General features: G+C 66.8%; 22 protein-coding genes. 18 read left to right on the forward strand and 4 right to left on the reverse strand.

All coding sequences use genetic code 11. The features are described from left to right. Positions 1-9: 9 nt before the first annotated feature. The 3 genes from nrdR to G0A00_RS15245 form a co-directional block, all read right to left on the reverse strand. Positions 10-477: a transcriptional regulator NrdR gene (gene nrdR / locus G0A00_RS15235; protein ID WP_066101636.1), complete on the reverse strand. Its 468-nt coding sequence runs from the start codon at positions 475-477 to the stop codon at positions 10-12. A gap of 212 nt (positions 478-689) precedes the next feature. After that, positions 690-1,097, reverse strand: coding sequence for a secondary thiamine-phosphate synthase enzyme YjbQ (locus tag G0A00_RS15240; RefSeq protein WP_164182683.1), 408 nt, complete (start codon positions 1,095-1,097; stop codon positions 690-692). A gap of 136 nt (positions 1,098-1,233) precedes the next feature. Beyond that, positions 1,234-1,485, reverse strand: a complete 252-nt coding sequence (locus G0A00_RS15245; protein ID WP_164182681.1) for a hypothetical protein — start codon at positions 1,483-1,485, stop codon at positions 1,234-1,236. 331 nt (positions 1,486-1,816) lie between these two features. Between G0A00_RS15245 and G0A00_RS15250 the strand changes: the two genes are divergently transcribed. From G0A00_RS15250 to G0A00_RS15315, 15 genes are all read left to right on the forward strand, one after another. Continuing rightward, complete coding sequence (locus G0A00_RS15250) at positions 1,817-2,491, forward strand: SDR family oxidoreductase (protein ID WP_164182679.1); 675 nt, start codon at positions 1,817-1,819, stop codon at positions 2,489-2,491. A 186-nt stretch (positions 2,492-2,677) separates the two neighbouring features. Further along, entirely contained in the window at positions 2,678-6,091 is a 3,414-nt protein-coding gene (locus G0A00_RS15255; protein WP_164182677.1) for a DUF2126 domain-containing protein, read from the forward strand. Between the two features lie 4 nt (positions 6,092-6,095). Further along, a complete protein-coding gene (locus G0A00_RS15260) occupies positions 6,096-8,501 on the forward strand; it encodes a circularly permuted type 2 ATP-grasp protein (RefSeq protein ID WP_368667709.1) in 2,406 nt (801 codons plus the stop codon). Between the two features lie 24 nt (positions 8,502-8,525). Beyond that, complete coding sequence (locus G0A00_RS15265) at positions 8,526-9,404, forward strand: transglutaminase family protein (protein ID WP_164182676.1); 879 nt, start codon at positions 8,526-8,528, stop codon at positions 9,402-9,404. Between the two features lie 88 nt (positions 9,405-9,492). Next, positions 9,493-10,482 (forward strand): hypothetical protein, encoded by a 990-nt coding sequence (locus G0A00_RS15270; RefSeq protein WP_164182674.1) that lies wholly within the window; start codon positions 9,493-9,495, stop codon positions 10,480-10,482. A gap of 208 nt (positions 10,483-10,690) precedes the next feature. Then, positions 10,691-11,452: a sulfite exporter TauE/SafE family protein gene (locus G0A00_RS15275; protein WP_164182673.1), complete on the forward strand. Its 762-nt coding sequence runs from the start codon at positions 10,691-10,693 to the stop codon at positions 11,450-11,452. A 151-nt stretch (positions 11,453-11,603) separates the two neighbouring features. Further along, complete coding sequence (locus G0A00_RS15280) at positions 11,604-12,506, forward strand: 2-dehydro-3-deoxygalactonokinase (RefSeq protein WP_164182672.1); 903 nt, start codon at positions 11,604-11,606, stop codon at positions 12,504-12,506. Further along, on the forward strand, positions 12,503-13,123 hold the full coding sequence (locus G0A00_RS15285; RefSeq protein ID WP_066101606.1) for a 2-dehydro-3-deoxy-6-phosphogalactonate aldolase: 621 nt from the start codon (positions 12,503-12,505) through the stop codon (positions 13,121-13,123). Before G0A00_RS15280 ends, G0A00_RS15285 begins: the two co-directional genes overlap by 4 nt. Before the next feature lie 47 nt (positions 13,124-13,170). After that, on the forward strand, positions 13,171-13,659 hold the full coding sequence (gene tsaA, locus G0A00_RS15290; protein ID WP_164182671.1) for a tRNA (N6-threonylcarbamoyladenosine(37)-N6)-methyltransferase TrmO: 489 nt from the start codon (positions 13,171-13,173) through the stop codon (positions 13,657-13,659). A 180-nt stretch (positions 13,660-13,839) separates the two neighbouring features. Then, positions 13,840-14,682 carry an urease accessory protein UreD gene (locus G0A00_RS15295; protein ID WP_164182666.1) on the forward strand — a complete coding sequence of 281 codons (843 nt, stop codon included), beginning with the start codon at positions 13,840-13,842 and terminating at the stop codon, positions 14,680-14,682. Between the two features lie 3 nt (positions 14,683-14,685). Then, positions 14,686-14,988, forward strand: a complete 303-nt coding sequence (locus G0A00_RS15300) for an urease subunit gamma (RefSeq protein WP_066101594.1) — start codon at positions 14,686-14,688, stop codon at positions 14,986-14,988. 63 nt (positions 14,989-15,051) lie between these two features. Further along, entirely contained in the window at positions 15,052-15,219 is a 168-nt protein-coding gene (locus tag G0A00_RS26375) for a hypothetical protein (protein ID WP_203595395.1), read from the forward strand. After that, positions 15,216-15,521: an urease subunit beta gene (locus tag G0A00_RS15305; RefSeq protein WP_066101592.1), complete on the forward strand. Its 306-nt coding sequence runs from the start codon at positions 15,216-15,218 to the stop codon at positions 15,519-15,521. Before G0A00_RS26375 ends, G0A00_RS15305 begins: the two co-directional genes overlap by 4 nt. 34 nt (positions 15,522-15,555) lie before the next feature. Then, positions 15,556-15,885 carry an antifreeze protein gene (locus tag G0A00_RS15310; RefSeq protein ID WP_066106634.1) on the forward strand — a complete coding sequence of 110 codons (330 nt, stop codon included), beginning with the start codon at positions 15,556-15,558 and terminating at the stop codon, positions 15,883-15,885. Between the two features lie 63 nt (positions 15,886-15,948). Beyond that, positions 15,949-16,191, forward strand: a complete 243-nt coding sequence (locus G0A00_RS15315) for a hypothetical protein (protein WP_066101589.1) — start codon at positions 15,949-15,951, stop codon at positions 16,189-16,191. A 97-nt stretch (positions 16,192-16,288) separates the two neighbouring features. Here G0A00_RS15315 and G0A00_RS15320 read toward each other — a convergent pair whose 3' ends face one another. Then, positions 16,289-17,134 (reverse strand): cytochrome c, encoded by an 846-nt coding sequence (locus G0A00_RS15320; RefSeq protein ID WP_164182664.1) that lies wholly within the window; start codon positions 17,132-17,134, stop codon positions 16,289-16,291. Positions 17,135-17,177: 43 nt separating this feature from the next. On the opposite strand from G0A00_RS15320, the gene G0A00_RS15325 reads away from it, so the two are divergent. The 3 genes from G0A00_RS15325 (at position 17,178) to G0A00_RS15335 (ending at position 20,043) form a co-directional block, all read left to right on the forward strand. Next, positions 17,178-17,615, forward strand: a complete 438-nt coding sequence (locus G0A00_RS15325) for a lysozyme inhibitor LprI family protein (protein WP_235953122.1) — start codon at positions 17,178-17,180, stop codon at positions 17,613-17,615. A gap of 19 nt (positions 17,616-17,634) precedes the next feature. Continuing rightward, complete coding sequence (ureC, locus tag G0A00_RS15330) at positions 17,635-19,383, forward strand: urease subunit alpha (protein WP_164182662.1); 1,749 nt, start codon at positions 17,635-17,637, stop codon at positions 19,381-19,383. A gap of 441 nt (positions 19,384-19,824) precedes the next feature. Beyond that, positions 19,825-20,043: a DUF1127 domain-containing protein gene (locus tag G0A00_RS15335; RefSeq protein ID WP_066101580.1), complete on the forward strand. Its 219-nt coding sequence runs from the start codon at positions 19,825-19,827 to the stop codon at positions 20,041-20,043. Positions 20,044-20,178 lie beyond the last annotated feature (135 nt).

Below are 20,178 nucleotides of genomic sequence, written 5' to 3' on the forward strand. Positions count from 1 at the left end.
TTGCGCTGTTCACTTGTCAGACGCGGCGCCGGGGCGCAGTTCGCTGACGAATTTGTCGAAGTCGTCCGCAGCCTGGAAGTTCTTGTAGACGCTGGCGAAGCGCACATAGGCCACGGTGTCGATCCGGGCGAGCGTTTCCATCACGATCTCGCCGATCTGCTTGGACTGGATGTCGGTCTCGCCAAGGCTTTCGAGGCGGCGCACCACACCCGAGATCATCTGATCGACGCGCTCGGGCTCGATCGGGCGTTTCTGTAGGGCGATGCGGATCGAACGCTCGAGCTTGTCGCGGTCGAAATCTTCGCGTCGGCCATTGGATTTGATCACCACGAGGTCGCGCAGCTGCACTCGCTCGTAGGTGGTGAACCGTCCGCCGCAGGCCGGGCAAAAGCGCCGCCGGCGGATCGAGACGTGATCCTCAGCAGGGCGCGAGTCCTTCACCTGGGTGTCGATATTTCCACAAAACGGGCAGCGCATTGCCTTCCCCCATCACTTCGTTCCGCCGTAGGTATGAGGTTATCCCCCATTTATCCACAGCCACTATAGGGGAGCGCCCAGAAATTGGGTAGAGGTCAATTTCACCCGCAAGATGAAGGGCGTGGAAAAAGCGGTTTCCGTGGGGAAAATGCCGCGAAAACGCTCTGCAGAAGGAAAATCCGCCGCTGCCGGGGCGCCTTCACAGCGGTTTTTCACGGCCCCATATGGGCGATCACCTCGCGCCGGTGCGGCCGCTCGCGGTGCTCGAACACATAGATGCCCTGCCATGTCCCCAGCCCGAGCCGCCCGTCGCTGACGGGGATAGACAGCGACACGGGCATCATCGCGGCCTTGATATGCGCGGGCATGTCGTCGGGCCCTTCGTAGGTATGCGTCAGGTACTGCATCGAAGGATCGGTGCTGGGCGGGACGAGGCGGTGGAAATAGGCGGTGAGGTCGCTGCGCACCTCGGGGTCGGCATTCTCTTGGATCAGCAGCGAGGCCGAGGTGTGCCGGATAAAGAGCGTCAGCAGTCCGGTGCCATGCACCCACGCGGCGACGTCGCGGGTGAATTCATAAAGGCCCGGACCGCTCGTCTGGATGGTAAAACTTGTCTGCATGGCGCTCCCCTCTGGTTGGGCGGCCGCCCGATCGCACACGATTGCACAGGATCACACCGGGCCGGGCGCTTATTGCCTAGCAAGCGGCGTCTATCATGGCCAGCGCGGGGAGGGGGTTATGCGGAAACGGGTCCGATCAGAAGGTGTCAGCGACGCAGCGCACCTGCGGCAGGTCGTCATTGCCACCAAAGAGAAGCGGCGTGCCATCGTCGGCCACCGCGGGCATGGAGCCCACCTGTTTCAGCTGCGCCTTGCAGGCGGCCAGTTCGTTCGGAGCAACTTCGATCTCGATCACCGTGGGGCCGTCTGAGGACAGCGCCTCGTTTGCGGCATAGGCGGCAACGGCACTGCAGATTGCGGCGGCGGTCAGCACGGCGAGGCGGGTCATCGTAAGTCTCCTTGACTGGTCAACAAGTAAAGGCTGCTCGGCAATAAAACGCCGGCACCCGCAAATCGTTCCCCCGGACATATTCCCGGACAGATTTCCGGGCAGTTCCTCCGGGCAGTTTCCCGGCAGCCTCCGGCCGTCCTCCGGGTGCCGCGTGATCCTGCGCCAGCGGTTCCTAAAGGCGGGCGGCCACAGGACCGGCGCTCATGGGCGCGGCGGTGAAACGCCCTAGCTTGCGGGTCAGCCCGCCGGGCGCCCCAGCCGGTCTGAAAACACCGCGAGCCCGCCGGCACTTTGAGTGTGAGACGAAATTGCTACGGGAGGATTAATCATGACGCGCAAGACCCTTTTCATCACCGGTGCCTCCTCGGGCATCGGCGCCGAAACCGCCCGCGCGGCGGTCGAGAATGGCTGGAACGTCGGGCTTTTCGCGCGCTCGGCTGACAAATTGGCGGATCTCGAAAAAGAACTCGGCGCATATGCGTTGGCGCTGCCCGGCGATGCTTCCTCGTTGGAGGAGCAGACCGAGGCGATGGCCAAGCTTGCCGAACATTTCGGTGACGTGAACGCGGCCTTCGCCAATGCGGGCACGGGGCTGTCTCAGTCAGGCACGCGCAAGGGTGATCCCGAGGAATGGGAACTGCTGGTGCGGCTCAACGTGCTGGGCGTGCTGTGGACCGCCAAGGCCGCCTCTGCCTATTTCGTGAAGAACCGGGGGCACTTGCTGCTGACCGGCTCGGCGGCGGGGCGCACGCATATCAAGGGCTCGGTCTATGGCGCGAGCAAATGGTTCGTGCATGGCTACGGCGGCAATCTCGCCGAGGAGTTCCGCGAGTGGGGCGCGCGGGTGACGGTTATCGCGCCGGGCATGGTCGACACGCCGTTCTTTGACGAGGGCAAGCCGGATAAGCTCAAGCCCGAGGACATCGCGGGTTCGGTCATCTTCGCGATGAATGCGGATCCGCGCGCCGACGTGCGCGAGGTCTTTGTCATGCCGGTGAACTGAGGGTGAACTGACGGCGATCCGGCGCGGATATGCCGCCGTAAGCGATACTGCCGCAGCGCCCGCCGAACGGGCGGTGCGGTCACAGCAGCCGGTCCGCTCCGGCGCAAGGCCTCACGCAAGGCTTTACAATAACCGGCCAAGCCGCTCAGGTGTGGGGAGTTTCCCTCACGTAGCGGACCTTTGCGAATGGCGATTACGGCAAGCATCTACCACCTGACGCATTACAAATACGACCGCCCGGTCAGCCTCGGGCCACAGATCATTCGCCTTCGCCCGGCGCCACACTCTCGCACGCGGGTCATCTCGCATTCGCTGCGGGTCTCTCCCTCGGCGCATTTCGTCAATCACCAGCAAGACCCCTACGGCAACTGGCTGGCACGTTTCGTCTTTCCCGAGCCGGTGACCGAGTTCAAGATCGAGGTCGATCTGGTCGCCGATATGACGGTCTACAACCCGTTCGACTTCTTCGTTGACGAGAGCGCCGAAGCCTTTCCCTTCGAGTATTCGCAGGATTTCTCCGAAGACCTGTCGATCTACCGCACGCCCGAGCAGGCCGGTCCGCGCTTGCAGGCCTATCTCGACAAGATCGAAAAGAGCGCCCCGCGCACGGTGGATTTCCTCGTCGGGCTGAACGCCCGGCTGGAGCAGGACATCGGCTATATCGTTCGCATGGAGCCGGGGGTGCAGACCCCCGAGGAAACGTTGCAACTGGCCAAAGGGTCGTGCCGCGACACCTCGTGGCTGCTGGTGCAGATCCTGCGCCACCTTGGCTTCGCGGCGCGCTTCGTGTCGGGCTATCTGATCCAGCTAAAGCCCGATCTGGTCTCGCTCGATGGGCCTGCGGGCACCGATCACGACTTCACCGACCTGCACGCATGGTGCGAGGTCTATATTCCCGGCGCGGGCTGGATCGGTCTCGATCCGACCTCGGGGCTGCTCACCGGCGAAAGCCACATCCCGCTGGCCGCGACGCCGCATTACCGCAACGCCGCGCCGATCGTCGGCGGCTATTCCGCGCCGCCCGACACCCAGACCGAGTTCGCCTTCGACATGCAGGTGCATCGCATGGCCGAGCACCCGCGCATCACCAAACCCTTCTCTGACGAGGCGTGGCAGGCGCTCGACAAGCTGGGGCATGAGGTGGATGCGGAGTTGCAGAAGCAGGACATGCGGCTGACCATGGGCGGCGAGCCCACCTTCGTGTCGATCGACGATTTCGAGAGCGCCGAGTGGAACACCGCTGCCGTCGGCCCGCAGAAGCGCGGGCTTGCCGACACGCTGATCCGTCGCCTGCGCGAGCGTTTTGCGCCGGGCGGCTTTCTGCACTACGGGCAGGGCAAATGGTATCCGGGCGAGACGCTGCCGCGCTGGACCTTCTCGCTCTACTGGCGGCGCGATGGCAAGCCGGTGTGGAAGAACCCCGATCTGGTCGCACAGGAAAGCGCCACCGGCGCCGATGCCGAGAAGGCCGACGCCTATATGACGCGCTTTGCCGAGAACCTCGGGCTTGGCGGGGATTACGTGCATCCCGCCTATGAGGATCCGGTGGAGTGGATCCTCAAGGAAGCCGACCTTCCGATGAACGTCACGCCTGAGGATTCCAAGCTCAAGGATCCAGAGACCCGCGCCCGCATCGCCCGCGTCTTCAACCGAGGGCTCGACCGGCCCGCAGGTTTCATCCTGCCGCTGCAGCGCTGGCAGTCGAAGGCGACCGGGCCCAAGTGGCGCTCGGAACATTGGAAGACCCGGCGCGGCCATCTTTTCCTGATCCCCGGCGACAGCCCTGTGGGCTTCCGCCTGCCGCTGGGCGCGCTGCCCTTCGTGCCGCCTTCGGCGTATCCTTATGTCTATCCCACCGACCCCAGCGTGCCGCAGACCGACCTGCCGGATTTCCACGCGGCGCAGGCCGACCGGCGCGCGCGGCTGATGGAAGAACTGGAGCGCATCGCCGCCGAAGAGCGCGAGGCTGCTTCGATGCTGCCCGAGGTGACGCCCGAGCACAGTCAGCCGGTGTCCGAGGCGCGCGACGTTGGGCGGCGGCAGAAGATCATGGAGCAGGGCGTGGACCCGGCTGGCGGCGCCGTGCGCACCGCCATCGCCATCGAACCGCGCGACGGGCGGCTCTGCCTTTTCATGCCGCCGGTCGAGGATCTCGAGGATTATCTCGATCTTTTGGCCGCCGCCGAGGCAACCGCCGAAGATCTGGGCCTGCCGATCCATATCGAGGGCTACACCCCGCCGCATGATGCGCGGATGAACGTGATCCGCGTCGCACCCGATCCGGGCGTCATCGAGGTGAACATCCACCCCGCGCACAGCTGGGAGGACTGCAAGGAGATCACCAGCGCAGTTTACGAGGAGGCCCGCGAGTGCCGCCTTGGTGCCGACAAGTTCATGATCGACGGCAAGCACACCGGCACGGGCGGCGGCAATCACGTGGTGGTCGGCGGCGAGACACCGAACGACTCGCCCTTCCTGCGCCGCCCGGACCTGATGCGCTCGATGATCCTGCATTGGCTGCGGCATCCGTCGCTGAGCTATCTCTTCTCCGGCCTCTTCATCGGCCCGACCTCGCAGGCCCCGCGCATCGACGAGGCGCGGCATGACAGCCTGTACGAGCTGGAGATCGCGCTCGCGCATTTCCCGGCGCCGGGGCAGGGCGAGCCGCCGCTGCCGTGGCTCACCGACCGGCTGCTGCGCAACATGCTGATCGACGTCACTGGCAACACCCACCGGGCCGAGATCTGCATCGACAAGCTCTACTCGCCCGACGGTCCCACCGGACGCCTCGGTCTGGTGGAATTCCGCGGCTTCGAGATGCCGCCCGACGCCAAGATGAGCCTTGCGCAACAGGTGCTCATCCGGGCGCTGCTGGCGCGGTTCTGGAAGTCGCCCATTCAGGGCAAACCGGTGCGCTGGGGCACCACGCTGCATGACCGCTTCATGCTGCCGCATTTCGTCTGGGAAGACTTCCTCGACGTGCTGCGCGACCTCGGCGATCACGGTTTCACCTTCCGTCCCGAATGGTACGAGGCGCAGCGCGAGTTCCGCTTCCCCTTCGCGGGCGAGGTCGAGTACGAGGGCGTGCACCTCGAACTGCGGCAAGCGCTGGAGCCTTGGCATGTGCTGGGCGAGCGCGGCGCCATCGGCGGCACCGTGCGCTACACCGACAGTTCGGTCGAGCGCATGCAGGTGCAACTGACGGCGACCGAGCCGGGCCGCTACATCGTGGCCTGCAACGGGCGGCAGGTGCCAATGGCCGCCACGGGGGGCTCGGGCGTCAATGTGGGCGGCGTGCGCTTCAAGGCGTGGCAGCCCGCCGAGGCGCTGCACCCGACGCTGCCGGTGAACGCGCCGCTGACCTTCGACATCTTTGATACGTGGACCGGGCGGGCGCTGGGCGGCTGCCGCTATCACGTGGCGCATCCGGGGGGGCGCAATTACGACACCTTCCCGGTCAATACCAACGAGGCCGACGCGCGTAGGCTTGCCCGGTTCGAGAAACTGGGGCACACGCCGGGCAGCTATTGGCCCGCGCCCGAGACGCCCCATCCGGAGTTCCCGATGACCCTCGATCTGCGCCGCCTGCCGGGGATCTGATGCCGTGGAGGCAAAGACGACACAGCCGCTGCCGGAACGGGTGGCGAAACTTCTGAAAGGCTACAGCCCGCCGCCGGGCGTGGCCGATGAGTTGTTGCGCCGGGACGGCTCGCTGCGGCCCGCGTGGCAGCCGCTGATCCGCCACCTCGCCGGGCAGAGCGCCGAGACCCGCGCTCGCGCGTTTGCGCGCGGCGATCAGTATCTCGACGACACCGGCGTCTATTTCCGACAGCACATCGGCGAGGGCTCGACCGAGCGGCGCTGGCCGCTGAGCCATGTGCCCGTGGTGATCTCGTCCAGCGAATGGGAGAAACTCTCGGAAGGCATCGTGCAGCGCGCCGAACTGCTCGAGAAGGTGATGGCCGATCTCTACGGGCCGGGGCAGCTGGTGCAGGACGGGCACCTTCCGGCGGACCTTGTGGCGCGCAATCCCGAGTGGCTGCGCCCGGTGGTGGGCATCCAGCCGCGCTCGGGGCATTTCTTGCATTTCCTCGCCTTCGAGATCGGCCGCTCGCCCGACGGCTCGTGGCTGGTGCTGGGCGACCGGACGCAGGCCCCCTCGGGCGCGGGGTTTGCGCTGGAGAACCGCATGGCGACGGGGCGGGTGTTTCACGACCTCTTCCCCAAAGCGAATGTGGAGCGGCTGGCGGGGTTCTTCCGCAGCTTCCGCGACGCGATGATCGACCTGCGCGCGAATGAGGGCGGCAGGGTTGCCATCCTCACACCGGGGCAGCACACAGACACCTATTACGAGCACGCCTATATCGCTCGCTACCTCGGTTTCATGCTGCTCGAATGTGAGGACATGGCGGTCAAGCAGGGGCAGCTCAAGGTGCGAACCGTGGCAGGTGACGAGCCGGTCTCGGTGCTGTGGCGGCGGCTCGATGCGCGCTTCGCCGACCCGCTGGAACTGGACGAAAGCTCGGCGCTCGGCACGCCCGGCATGGTCTCGGCGCTGCGCTCGGGCGCGATCACCATGGTCAATTGCCTTGGGTCCGGGGCGCTGGAGTCGCGTGCGCTCATGGCCTTCCTGCCGCGCATCTGTGAGGCGCTGACCGGCGAACCGCTGAAGCTGCCCAACATCGCCACATGGTGGTGCGGACAATCGTCCGAGCGCGCATATGTGCGCGACAACCTGCACCGCATGATGATCGGCCCGGCCCAATCCACCAAGCTGCCCTTCGACATGGACGCAGGCACCGCGCTTGGCGGACAGTTCCGCTGCGGCGCTGATGGCTCGGTCTCGGAGTGGCTGGAGCGCGAGGGCGAGGGGCTGGTGGGCCAAGAGGCGGTGACGCTCTCGACCACGCCCGCGATGGTCGAGGGGCATCTGGTGCCGCGTCCGATGGTGGTGCGCGTGTTTGCCGCCCGCACGCCCGAGGGCTGGACGGTGATGCCCGGCGGCTACGCCCGCATCGGGCGCAGCGACGATCCCACGGCGCTGGCGATGCAGGCGGGCGGCTCGGTCGCCGATGTCTGGATCACCGCCGACGCCCCGGTTACCAGCGAGACGCTTGCGCCGCGCGACAAGGGGCCGTTCCTGCGCCGCCAGCCCGCGCAGCTGCCCGCGCGTGCGGCGGACAACCTCTACTGGCTGGGCCGCTACGTCGAGCGCGCCGAGATCGGTGTGCGCCAGATCCGCGCCTATCACCTGCGGCTCGAAGATTACGGACCCGACGCGCTGCCGCTGGTCGAAAGCCTCGCCAAATTCCTCGCGGGCTTCGGGCTCGACCCGTCGGAAGAGCCGGTGCCGCCGGGGCTGCTGCAGCTCTTCGACGTCTCGCGCGGCTGCGCCTCTAAGGTGCGCGACCGTTTCTCCACCGACGGCTGGAACGCGCTGTCCGATCTGGCCGCCACCGCGCGTGAGGTCGCCGAAGGCTGCCACCCCGGCGACGATGCCGCCCGCGCCATGAGCCTGCTGCTGCGGCGCATCGCGGGCTTCTCGGGTCTGGTGCACGAAAACATGTTCCGCTTCCTTGGCTGGCGCTTTCTCACCGCCGGACGTGCGCTGGAACGCACGGACCAGATGGCGGCCTTCCTTGCCACTTTCACCGATGCGAAGGCGCCGCAGGGCGGGCTCGATCTGACGGTCGAAGTGGGCGACAGCGTGATGACCCACCGCCGCCGCTATTCGGTCGAGACCTCGCGCGAGACGGTGATCGACCTGCTGGCGCTGGACGCGGGCAACCCGCGCTCGATGCTGTTCCAAATGGATGTGCTTTTGGCCGAGGAAGAGCGCATCCGTGCCGCCAGCGGCCACCAAATGGAAGAGGCAGGGCGGCGCATCCTGATGCTGCGCACCGCGCTTGCGGTGGCGGAACCGGCAGAGATCACCCCGGCTCGGCTGCGCGGCTTCCGCAGCGATCTGGCGGCGATCTCGCACGCGCTGACGGCGCAATACCTCAGCTGACACCCCAGCCAACGGAGGCGCGGCATGTCTCAGACCTACGATATCTCGCTGAAGATCACCTATGAATACGCGAGCCCCGCGGGCGCCAGCCGGACGCTGCTGCGCATGCTGCCGCGCGATCTGCCGGGCCAGCAGCTGATCTCGGGCCGGGTCAGCGCCTCGCCCGCGCCGAACTGGCGTCGCGACGGGATGGATTTCTTCGGCAATCCCACCTGCGAGATGGCCCACGACATGCGTCTGAGCGAGATCACCTTCGCCTTCGCGGGCCGGGTGCGTCGGGCGCGGCCCATCGCCGGGCTCGATCTGTCGGGCAGCTGGCAGGCGCTGGCGCAGGATCTTGCCGCGCTGCGCAGCATTGCCCCGGAGAGCCCGCATCATTTCCTCGGGCCGTCGCCGCGTCTGCCCGCCGCGCCAGAGATCGCCGCCTTCGCGCGCGAAACGGTCACCGAGGCGATGTCGGCGCAAGCGGCGGTCGAGGCGATCAGCGCGCGGCTGCATGCGGATTTCGCCTTCGATCCCGAGGCCACCGAGGTCACCACCACCGCGATCGAGGCCTTCCGTGCCCGCCGCGGGGTCTGTCAGGACATCAGCCATGTGATGATCACGGCGCTGCGCGCGGTGGGCATTCCTGCGGGCTATGTCTCGGGCTTCCTGCGCACGCTGCCGCCCGAAGGCCAGCCCCGCCTCGAAGGTGCCGATGCCATGCATGCGTGGGTGCGGGCGTGGTGCGGGGCCGAGACTGGCTGGATCGAGATCGACCCGACCAACGACATGCTCGCCGGGGCGGATCACGTCACCGTCGCCTATGGGCGCGACTATTCGGATGTGGCGCCGACGCGCGGCTCGCTGCGCTCCGAAGGCAGCCATGTGACCACCCATCAGGTGGATGTGGTGCCGGTGTAGCGGCTCTTCCGATCCGGCGTCGTTGACGTTTGCTCAACCTCTTTGCCGCTATCCTCCACGCGCAACGGGCAGCGGGCAAGGATGCGCCATGCGACGGATCGACGAGAAACTGGCGAAGATCGCGCGCGGTCGCTATGGGCCGCGGGATTTCATTCTCACCTTCTGCAAGGATGCCGACCTGATCCGCGGCTGCTCGGCCGCCGGGCGCCTGCCTGATGGGCGGCTGCGCAGCGCGCCGGACTACCGCGCCGACATGCGGCGGGTGATCGAAAGCGATCTGGCCGATATCGTGCTGACCTCGCTGTCCTCGGCAGAGGTATTCAGCGAAGAGGGGATTTACGCGCGCTCCAACGTCACCCCGGCGGTGCGGCTCAGCGACAATACCGACATCTGGCTGGTGCGCGGCGGGCGCTACGCGCAGTTTCCGGCGCTGCCCTTCCGCTCCTCACGGCTCGAGAACGTGCGCCCGGTGGCCAACCTCGGGCTCTACGCGCTGAATTTCTACAATGATATCGACATCGACCATGCCACGCTGCGCGCCTATACCGAGTTTCGCGAGCACGCCACCGCCATCGGCCTGCGCCACTTCCTGCGCGTCGCCGACCCGCCGATCCCTGTCGAGACGGTCGAGGCAGAGTATGCCGCCTTCCGCAATGATATGCTGACCCGGAGCCTCTCGGGCATCGCCCGCAAGGAGCGCCCGCTCTTCATCGAGGTCGGCTACCACGGTCCCCGCGCCATGGAAGAACTGGCGGATTGGGATCCGGCAAGGGTCATCTTTGGCCTCACCGGCTGCGGCGAAGGCACGACGCGCGACTGCCTTGAACGGCTCGCGCAGGCCGAGCGCCACGGCGCCCGCGTCGCCAGTTTCAGCCGCGCCGATTTCCAGTGCGAAGACCCGGTGCTGATGATGCGCGCCATGCGCCGCGTGGTGCGCGAGGGGGTCAGCTCTCTCGAAGCGGCACAGGCCTATCACGGCGATCTGGAGAAGGCGGGGCTGACCCCGCTGCGCCCCCTCAAGGAGGATATCGAACTGACGGTGCCGCTGCTCAGCCGCAACCAGACCCGCGCAGCCTGACGGGGCTCTGCCGCCCGCCAAGGCCCAAGCCTTGCATGCTCAGGCACGAGCGTAACCTTTGATGCCGCGCTGGATGGGCTGGGGCGCTGCAGGGCCGGGCGCTGCAGGGGCCGGGCGCGGCAGGAGCAGGGCCTGCGCTTTCTGCTTTCCCCCACCCTCCGATATGTCCAGAAAGGGCGGCGCAAAGAGGACGGCGGGGACGCAGAATATGGACGACGGCAGCGGGTTCTGGATCGCAGCAGCGCTCGCCACCTATTGCGTTGGCGCCTCGAAGGGCGGGCTGCCGATGATCGCCATGCTCGGCGTGCCGATCCTGTCGCTCTTCACCACACCCGCCGCCGCGGCGGGGCTCTTGCTTCCGATGTATATCCTCGCCGATCTCTACGCGCTCTGGCTCTTTCGTGGCGAGTTTTCCCGCCGCAACCTCACCATCCTGATCCCGGCGGCGGCGCTCGGCATCCTGCTCGCCTTCCTCTGCATCTCCCGCGTGCCGCCCGAGGCGGGCAAGCTGCTCGTCGCGCTGGTGGGCGTCTACTACCTGGGTGACGCGCTGCGGCGGCGCTTGGTGCGTGACAGCCGCGCGCGCCCTGCTGATGTGCCGCGTGGCATCTTCTGGGGCGCGCTGGCGGGGTTCACCAGCTATGTCTCCCACGCCGGCGGCCCGCCGTTTCAGGCCTACACCCTGCCGCAAAAGCTCTCGAAGATGCGCTTTGCCGGAACCGCGGCTATCCTTTTCGCCTGCGTCAACTGGATGAAACTGCCGCCCTATGTGCTGGCCGGGCAGGTGACATGGGGCAGCCTCGGCCATGTGGCGCTGCTCGCCCCGGTGGCGCTTTTTGGTGCGTGGTCCGGCCACCGGCTGGTGCGCTGGCTGCCCGAGCGCGCCTTCTTCGCGGCGATCAACACCGCGCTGGCGCTGCTCACTCTGCGCCTGCTGTGGGAGGTCGCCACCGCTTGGGGCTGGCTCTAGGGCCTTCTTCTCTTTCACAAATACGCCGGGGGAGGCGCGCGCAGCGCGGCGGGGGCAGCGCCCCCATAGGTCCTGCGGGTCTCCGCGCTTGCACCGCGCGGGGGTGGGCGCTAACACCAACCGGCATTCCAAAATGGGCCGAGGAGGGCACATGACCGACGCAGCGGCAACCGACTGGATCGCGGTGGACTGGGGCACGTCGAACCTGCGCCTGTGGCGCATGGCGGCGGATGGCACGGTGCTGGAGCGCGTCGAGAGCGACGCTGGCATGGGCCGCCTATCCCCCGAAGAGTTCGAGCCGACCCTCCTGAGCCTCCTGCCCGACCTGACGGCGCGAACCACGGTGCTGGTCTGCGGCATGGCCGGAGCGCGGCAGGGCTGGATCGAAGCGCCTTATCTCTCGGTCCCCTGCGCGCCGCCGAAAGCGGCGCAGGGCATCGCCGTGCCCACCAAGGACAGCAGGCTTGACGTGCGCATCCTGCCGGGCGTGTCGCAAAACAGCCCCGCCGACGTCATGCGGGGCGAGGAAACGCAGGTCGCGGGCTTTCTGGCGCTTAACCCGCGGTTCGACGGGGTGATCTGCCTGCCCGGCACGCACAGCAAATGGGTGCATGTGAGCGCTGGCGAGATCATCTCGTTCCGCAGCTTCATGACCGGCGAGATCTTCGAACTGCTGAGCCAGCGCTCGGTGCTGCGGCACGGGCTGGGGCAGGGCTGGGACGATGCGGCCTTTGCCGCGGCGGTGGATCAGGCCATGGGCCGCCCCGCCGGGTTCGCGGCAGAGCTTTTCACCCTGCGCGCCGAGGGGCTGCTGCACGGGCTGTCGCCGGATGCGGCTGCCGCGCGGCTCTCGGGTCTGCTGATCGGCATGGAGCTTTCGGCGGCCAAACCCTACTGGCTGGGCACGAGTGTCGCCCTTCTGGGGGCAAGCAAGCTGGTGGCGCATTACCGCAAAGCGCTCGAGGCGCAGGCGGTGCCGGTGCTCATCGCCGATGCCGATCGCATGACGCTGGAAGGGCTGAAGGCGGCCCGCAAAGAGGAGACACAAGAATGACCCGCGAGATCATCGCCATCCTGCGCGGCCTCACGCCCGAGGAAGCGCCCGCCGTGACCGAGGCGCTGATCGGCGCTGGCATCACCAAGATCGAGGTGCCGCTGAACTCGCCGCAGCCGTTCGACTCCATCGCCGCCATGGTGCAGGGCTTTGGCACGCAGGCGATTATTGGCGCAGGCACGGTGCTTGCCCCCGAAGACGTGCTGCGCCTGCAGCAGATCGGCGCGCGTATGGTGGTCTCGCCGGACATGAACCAGCGGGTGATCATGGCCACCAAGAAGGCGGGCATGCTCAGCTACCCCGGCGTGCTGACCCCGACCGAGGCGTTCACCGCGCTGCGCACCGGCGCGGACGGGCTGAAGTTCTTCCCCGCCTCCCTGATCGGCCCGGATGGGCTTAAGGCGATGAAAGCGGTGTTGCCAGAGGGCACGGCGACCTATGCGGTGGGCGGTGTCAGCGCGGGCAATATGGGCGAGTGGCTGGCGGCGGGCGTCACCGGCTTCGGTATCGGCACTTGGCTCTATAAACCGGGGCGCAGCCTCGACGATCTGACCGCCCGCGCGCGCGAGGTGGTGGCCGCCTATGACGCGGCGCAAAAGACGGAACTGGCGGGCTGACGGCGCGCGCGTTACCTTCCTTGCAACACGGCACGGAAGGACGCGCGATGAGCCAGGCGACCAAGAAAGCCACCGAGGATGACATCCGTCCGGGCGAAACCGCGATTGACCTGCCGCCCGCTCAGGACGCGCAGCTGCGCTTCATCGGGCGCATCAGAACACCCTTTGCCAGCCGTACCGATTGCCCGCGGCAGGGCGATCCCGATGGCCCCGAGTGCCGCATCGAGCTTGATCCCGAATGGGCGCCTGCGCTCGACGGGGTGGATCGGGCCGAGCGGTTGCAGGTGCTCTACTGGCTCGACCGCGCCCGCCGCGACCTGCTGACCCAGAGCCCGCGCGGCAGCGACGGCACCCGTGGCACCTTTTCGCTGCGCTCTCCGGTGCGGCCCAATCCGATCGGCATCTCCTCGGTGAAACTGCTGCGGCGCGAGGGCACGGTGCTGGTGGTGCGCGGCCTCGATTGCGTCGACGGCACGCCGCTTCTCGACATCAAACCGGACCGCTGCGCGCATGGAACGCGGCCTGATGGGGCGTGATTCAGTTTCGTCTATATTTTGTGCGGATGTCAGATTCTCGCATTCAAAGTGCGCATTTGCGTCTCGTGCGCGCGCTTGGGGCGGCCCGCTCGGGCGCCGATTGCTTGTGGTTTCCGAAGCCCTGAAAGAGGGTCCGCGAGGCAACCGGAGGACAGGTCCATTCCCTATGATCAGCCGCAGATGAGCGCCGCCGGAAGTGCCCCGACTGCGGGCTCGGCGAACCGTGCGCGCGGCAAGGCCCGGATTGCCGCACGGCGGCGCAACGCGGCCAGTGTCATCGGCGATCTGCACATGTCCGGCAGCTCGAAACTTCTGTTCCCCCGGGCGCAGGATGCGCTGCAGGCGGTCTATCTCAACAGCTCTGGCGGCGTGACCGGCGGCGATGCCTTCGACATCGAAGCGACCGCGCGCGAAGGTGCGCATCTGGCGCTGACCACGCAAGCGGCGGAGCGCGTCTATCGCGCGCTGCCCGGCGAGGTCGGGCGGGTGCAGACGCGGCTGCAGATCGAGGCGGGCGCCCGGCTCGACTGGCTGCCGCAGGAGACCATCGTATTCGACGGCGCGGCGCTTGACCGGCGGCTGTCGGTGGAGATGGCCGAGGACGCCCGCTTTTTGCTGTGCGAGCCGCTGATCTTCGGGCGGGCCGCCATGGGCGAGCGTGTCACCGATCTGCGCCACGCTGACCGGATCGATATCCGGCGCGGCGGCAAGCTCGTCTGGGCCGACCGGCTGCGTCTTTTCGGCGATGCGTTCGCGCGGCTTGCCGATCCGGCCATCGCGAGCGGCGCGCAGGCCTTGGCGACGGTCGTTCTGGCCGCGCCCGGCGCTGGCGCTCGCGTCGAGGCGCTGCGCGAGATGCTGCCCGAAACCGAAGGGGTGTTTTCCGCCGGTGTCTCGGCGCTCGACCCCGATCTTACTGTGTTGCGCATGCTCGCCATTGACGGGTTCGAGCTGCGCCGTCACCTTTGCCCTGTACTGCGGCGCCTGTCGGGCGCCGAACTCCCAAGACCCTGGATGATCTGACCCATGCAACTGACCCCCCGCGAAAAGGACAAGCTTCTGGTGGCGATGGCCGCCGAGGTGGCCCGCAAGCGCCTCGCGCGCGGCGTGAAGCTCAACTACCCCGAAGCGATCGCGCTGATCACCGACGCGGTGGTCGAAGGCGCGCGCGACGGCCGGTCTGTGGCCGAGATGATGGAGGCGGGCGCGCAGGTCATCACCGCAGAGCAATGCATGGAAGGGGTGCCCGAGATGGTGCACGAGGTGCAGGTCGAAGCCACTTTTCCGGACGGCACCAAGCTGGTGACCGTGCACAATCCTATTCGCTGACCGATCCGCTGACATAGCCGCCTGACCGGGCGGCCCAACACGACAAAGACCACAGGTGAGACGATGAAATACCTCCTTCCGATCATGGCTCTGCCGCTTGCCACCCCCGCTTTCGCGCATTCGGGCGCCCATATGCATCCGCATGGCGCCGAAAGCTGGCTGACCGCAGTGGCGGTTCTGGGCGCGGCGGCTTATGGCGCCTATCGCCTCTATGGCGGTGGCCGCAAATGATCCCCGGCGAGCTCTTTCCGGCAGAGGGTGAGCTGACGCTCAACGAAGGGCGCGAGGCGATCACGCTGATGGTCGCCAACACTGGCGACCGCCCGGTGCAGGTCGGCTCGCACTACCATTTCGCCGAGACCAACCCCGCGCTCGATTTCGACCGCGCCGCCGCGCGCGGCATGCGGCTTGATATCGCGGCGGGCACCGCCGTGCGCTTCGAGCCCGGCCAGCGCCGCGAGGTGCAGCTGATCCCGATCTCGGGCGCGCGCAAGATCTACGGTTTCAACCAGCACGTCATGGGGGCGCTCTGAACGGCGCTTTTCTTTCAGCATAGGGGCGATGGCCATGTTCGAGGCATTCGGGGCACTAACGGGAAGCATGATGCGACTGGGGATGCTCAGCGCCGAGGCGCAGAGCGTGATCGCCCTTAGGATGCTGGGCTTTGCCGGCATGTGGTCGGTACCCTCGACCGAGGCGTATCGCATGACCGCAGAGAAAGGCCCGGCCTTCGTCCAAGGATGGATGCGCGCCAGTCAGGCGATGATGATGGGCGCGCCTGCGGGCACGGTGATCACCGCCTTTTCCGCGCCGCTCGAGCGCAAGGCGCGCAGCAACCGCAAACGGCTGAGCCGCCGCGGGCCGCAGTTCCGTCCGGGCCAGCGCTCGGGCTGGTGAGGCGCGGCGCGACAGGCGCGCCGGGCCCTAAGTTCAGGGATTTTGTGTAAGGGGAGCGAGACGATGTTTTTCATGACACCGATGGACTGGGCCGCGATCACCATGCGCAATGCCGCGCAGTTCTACGCCCTGCAACTGCAGATGGCGCAGAGCCTCGCTGCCTTCTCACGCCAGCAGGGCGCAGCGTTTGCGCCCATGGCCCGGCCCGCGGCACCTGCCGCCATGGGCATCTGCGGTCCAGTGCGCCTGTCGCTGGTGAAACCCACGACGCCTGCGAAACCTGCGCCCGCGCGGGCGCAGCTGTGAGCCGGGATCTCGCTTGATCGCCCGTCGCCATATCCCCGTGCGGCCCTTTGGTCGGCGCTCGGAAGTTGCCGCGCCGCACCGCTGCCAAAGCGCCCGCTCAGGCGTCGGGCAGCGGTGGCAGGCTGCGCAGGTAGAGGATCACCGCGTCGAGGTCCTCAGCCGTCATCCGCGCCAGATAGCCATAGGGCATGGGCGGCAGCATCGGCGCGCCGTCGGGCCGCTTGCCCTCGGTGATCATGGCCTTCAACTCGTCGTCGCTGTATCCGGCCAGACCGTCCTCGGAACTGGTCAGATTGGGCGCGGTGACACTGCCCCACGGTCCGTGGAATTCGAACCCGCCCTTGCCAAGATGGTCGCCGTCGAGCATCGGGCCGGTCTCGCTCATCGGCGAGTGACACTCCATGCAATGGCTGACCGCCCGCGCGAGGTATTCGCCGTACTCCACCGTGACGCCGCGCGCGGGCGCGGTGACGCTTTCGACCGGCGGGCCGTACGCTGGGGGCAGGGGAATGTTGTAGACCGAGGCCGGAACCTCGTTCTCGACCGGATCGAGCGTGCGCAGGAAGGCGACGATCGCCGAGAGATCCGCATCCCCAAGATCGCGATACATGGCAAAGGGCATCGGCGCGCCGATCACCGAGCCGTCGGGTCGGAGGCCCTCGCGGATCGCGCGGGCAAGTTCGGCGTCGCTCCAGTCGGCAATGCGCCCGGCGGGCGTGATGTTGGGCGCATAAGCGGTGAACATCGGATTATCCTCGACCAGCCGCCCGGCCAGTTCCATGCTCATGTCAAAGCCCGCCTCGCCGAAGGGTGTATGGCAGTTGCCGCATCCGGCGGGGCCGCGGACGAGATATTCGCCGCGCGCGATCTCGCTTTCGTCGGCAAGGGCGCCGCCGCAAACGAGCACCGTGTAGGACAGGGTGGAAAAGAACTTGTTACGCATCGTGAGCTCCTTGCTGTGAAATCGCTGGGAGGAGGGACTGGCCATGACTAAGTTCACGGGTACGTTACCTGCGGCAGGCTGCCGCACCAAGAAGAATTACCGAACTGGAATATTTCGCCCCGCTGCAAGCAGGGCCGCCGCGTTGGCGCTGCTGCTCTGTGGCATGGCGGGCGCCGCATCTGCCGCCTGCAACGAGGCGAAGACGACCATCGAAATGGGCGATTGCGTCCGCGGCGAATATGAGGCGGCGGATCTCGAGCTGAACCGCGTTTATGCGCAGCTGAAGGACGCCCGGGACACAGCCTTCATGGCCAAGGTCCGCGACGCGCAGCGCGCGTGGATCCCGTTCCGCGACGCCGCCTGCGACGCCGAAGGCGCGCTCTATGAAGGCGGCTCGCTGCAACCCATCGCGCAGGTGTCCTGCCTGACCAAACTTACCCGGCGTCGCAGCGAAGACCTGCGCACGCTGCTGTCGAACTGACCATCCGAGGAAGACCCACATGCCCGCAACGATTTCCCGCCGCGACTACGCCGCCATGTTCGGCCCGACCACGGGTGACAAGCTGCGCCTTGCCGACACCGATCTGATCATCGAGGTCGAGCGCGACCTCACCGCTTCGCTGGCCGGGGCCGGGCAGGGCGGCAATGGTGCCATCTACGGCGAAGAGGTGAAATTCGGCGGCGGCAAGGTGATCCGCGACGGCATGGGGCAGTCGCAATACACCCGCGCCGAAGGGGCGGTGGACACCGTGGTGACCAACGCGCTGATCGTCGACCACACCGGCATCTACAAGGCCGACGTGGGGCTCAAGGACGGGCGCATCGCCAAGATCGGCAAGGCGGGCAACCCCGACACCCAGCCGGGCGTCGACATCATCGTCGGCCCCGGCACAGAGGTGATCGCGGGCGAGGGGCGCATTCTCACCGCGGGCGGCATGGACAGCCACATTCACTATATCTGTCCGCAGCAGATCGAGGACGCGCTGCACTCGGGTCTGACCACCATGCTCGGCGGCGGCACCGGCCCGGCGCATGGCACGCTGGCGACCACCTGCACACCGGGGCCGTGGCACCTTGGCCGGATGATGCAGGCCGCCGATTCCTTCCCGATGAACCTTGCCTTCGCGGGCAAGGGCAACGCGGCGCTGCCCGCGGCGCTGGAAGAGCAGATCAAGGGCGGCGCCTGCTGCCTCAAGCTGCACGAGGACTGGGGCACCACGCCTGCCACCATCGACAACTGCATGAGCGTTGCCGACGCCTGGGACGTGCAGGTGATGATCCACACCGACACGCTCAATGAATCGGGCTTCGTCGAGAACACCGTCGCGGCGATGAAGGGCCGCACCATCCACGCCTTCCACACCGAGGGCGCGGGCGGCGGCCATGCGCCCGACATCATCAAGATCTGCGGCGAAGAGTTCGTGCTGCCCAGCTCGACCAACCCGACGCGGCCCTACACCACCAATACGCTCGAGGAACACCTCGACATGCTGATGGTCTGCCATCACCTCGACAAGTCGATCCCCGAGGACGTGGCCTTTGCCGAAAGCCGCATCCGCCGCGAGACCATCGCCGCCGAGGACATCCTGCACGACATGGGCGCCTTCTCGATCATTGCTTCGGACAGTCAGGCCATGGGCCGGGTCGGCGAGGTGATCATCCGCACGTGGCAGACCGCCGACAAGATGAAGAAGCAGCGCGGCAAGCTGGCCGAGGAAACCGGCGACAACGACAACTTCCGCGTCCGCCGCTACATCGCCAAATACACCATCAACCCCGCCATCGCACATGGCATCAGCCAGCACATCGGCTCGATCGAAGAGGGCAAGCGCGCCGATCTGGTGCTGTGGAACCCGGCCTTCTTTGGCGTGAAGCCCGAGATGGTTCTGATGGGCGGCACCATCGTCTGCGCGCAGATGGGCGATCCCAACGCCTCGATCCCGACGCCGCAGCCGGTCTACACTCGGCCCATGTGGGGCGCCTATGGCCGCTCGGTCGAGAACTCGGCGGTGATCTTCGTGTCGGAGGCGGCGCAGGCCGACGGGCTGCGTGACAAGCTGGGCCTCGCGAAACAGACCGTGGCGGTGAAGAACACTCGCGGCATCGGCAAGAAGGACCTGATCCTCAACGACGCGCTGCCCGAGGTCGAGGTGAACCCCGAAACCTACGAGGTGCGCGCCAATGGCGAGCTGCTGACCTGCGAGCCCGCCAAAGAGCTGCCGATGGCGCAGCGCTACTTCCTCTACTGAGAGCATCCCGCCGGTCCTGCGGCGGGACCTGAACTTGCTGGCGCCGGTCCCTTCCATGGGGCCGGCGCTTGGCGTATCAAGACCGCAGACTCAGGCCATGACCACGGCGCAAGGGCTGCGCCTCACGCATGACAGAGCCGAAATCCCCATCTTTGCAAATCGCCAAGATTCTGGGCAGCCTTTCCCCTCGCGCATGGCAGCCCAAAGCTAAATGCCGTGTCTTAAAGGATTTTAACCGCGCTTCGTTCGCAAACTGTCGCTCATTTGGGCGCCTAATTATTTTGCTTCGTCTCGCGGGCGATCTCGGCAACAAAAATATCTGTGATCTCTGCGCGGGTTGAAGGCCAGTTATGCAGTTGCAGCATTTGTTGTTCTGCGGGGCGTGCCCTAAGTTGGATGGCAAGGGAGGAAACCAACACTGAAGCTAGGATAGGTTTCCAAATGGCATTTCTGACTGCAACCGCACGCAACGAACAAGCACCGTTCTTCTCGCGTTTCTTCGCAGCCATCGGCAACGGCCTTGTCTCGATCGGTGAATCGAACCCGCGCCTGCGCAAGATCGAAGCCCTGCAGCGTCTGTCGGACGAGCAGCTGGCCGAGCGTGGCATCCGCCGCGAAGACATCGTGCGTCACGTCTTCCAAGACGTCTTCTACCTCTGAGTGTCTCGGCGCCTCTCGGGCGCTGCAGAACTCGGCATCTCAAGGCCACGCCCCGGAGAACCCGGCGCGTGGCCTTGCCTTTTCCGGCGGTTGGGACGAGGTTGCTGGCGCAATCCTGAAGACCGACGGAGCCTT

Source organism: Salipiger sp. PrR002 (genome assembly GCF_010500775.1).
Classification (GTDB): Bacteria; Pseudomonadota; Alphaproteobacteria; order Rhodobacterales; family Rhodobacteraceae; genus Salipiger.